The organism is Moorena sp. SIO4A1 (assembly GCF_010672065.1).
Lineage (GTDB): Bacteria > Cyanobacteriota > Cyanobacteriia > Cyanobacteriales > Coleofasciculaceae > Moorena.
The window spans coordinates 1-1,137 of the sequence record NZ_JAAHHX010000955.1 but is presented as its reverse complement, the minus strand read 5'-3'; the positions used below and the strand labels follow the sequence as shown (position 1 = coordinate 1,137).

Annotated in this window: 1 protein-coding gene and 1 pseudogene; one reads left to right on the top strand and one right to left on the bottom strand. The window is 42.0% G+C overall.

The features are described 5' to 3' along the window. Position 1: 1 nt before the first annotated feature. Complete coding sequence (gene tnpA / locus F6K53_RS44420; RefSeq protein ID WP_293063355.1) at positions 2 to 421, bottom strand: IS200/IS605 family transposase; 420 nt, start codon at positions 419 to 421, stop codon at positions 2 to 4. Between the two features lie 52 nt (positions 422 to 473). On the opposite strand from tnpA, the pseudogene F6K53_RS44415 reads away from it, so the two are divergent. Further along, a pseudogene (locus F6K53_RS44415) lies at positions 474 to 1,137 on the top strand (IS200/IS605 family accessory protein TnpB-related protein); the annotation flags it as partial.

Genomic DNA, 1,137 nt, shown 5'->3' with positions numbered 1-1,137 from the left:
ATTAATCGTCATAACCTTGGTTTTCTATATATTGCTTCAGTACCGAAAGAGAAGCTCCTCCGCACGAAACAGCACTAAAACCTCTTTTCCAGAAAACTGGTTTCCAGTAATAGGGAGCCAATTCTTTTGCGTATCTTTTCCTAATCTCCCTACTAGTTACCGTTTTGAGGGTGTTGCAAAGTTTAGAAATCGATACCTTAGGGGCTAAGTCAATCAAAAGATGAATATGGTCATTTGCCCCTAAGTCTGCCTTTGCGTCTTCAAGAATGCAATCATTTTTCTCGCAGATGCTTTTAACCAGGTCTTTGATATCTTCTTCGATATCCCCAGTGATCACTGGATGACGGTATTTTGTTACAAACACTATATGAACCTTGATTAGCGAAACTGTGTGAGCAAAAGCTCGTAGAGTGGTTGACATATTTAATCACTATAGCTTAACCTAGTGATAGGTTAGCAATTCAGTTGAGTTCGTGAAAACACCGACCAAGATCATTCGCACTGACAAATGGAGGCTTAACCCGAGGGCTGAACAGCGTTTACTATTCACCGAAACGGTTACAGTCTATCGTCGTGCTTGCAGATATTTGGTTGGTATTATCTATACTCACTGGCATGAATTGGGATGTTTAACGGCTGATCAGTTAACTCCGGCTGTCGAACACCTGATGCACCAAACAGCCAAACGTCCTAATATCAAATACCCACAATTCAACAAAACTTTTTACAAGTTTCCTAGTTACTACCGTCGTGCCGCGATCGCGTTTGCTGCTGGTCAAGTTAGTAGTTTTGTTACCCGTTACAGGGAGTGGCAATCAGGTAATCGAAAAAGGAAAGACAGTAAACCGCCAAAACTAAACGCTGATACTGGTTGTTACCCAGCTCTGTACAAAGGACAATGCTATAAACTACACGGCTTCGACCAAGTCGAAGTCAAGGTTTTTAACGGCTCTGACTGGGTTTGGACTACGGTTCAAATTACCGGACTAAGGGAACGCCATCAGGTAGTAACTAACAAAATGATGTCCCCTTCGTTGATATTCAATGAAAGGTACTGTCATCTGTCTGTTCCGTTTGCTTGTCAACCAGAAAAACGAAAACCAGAGGCTAATGTAACTGCGGTAGACCTAGGAATTA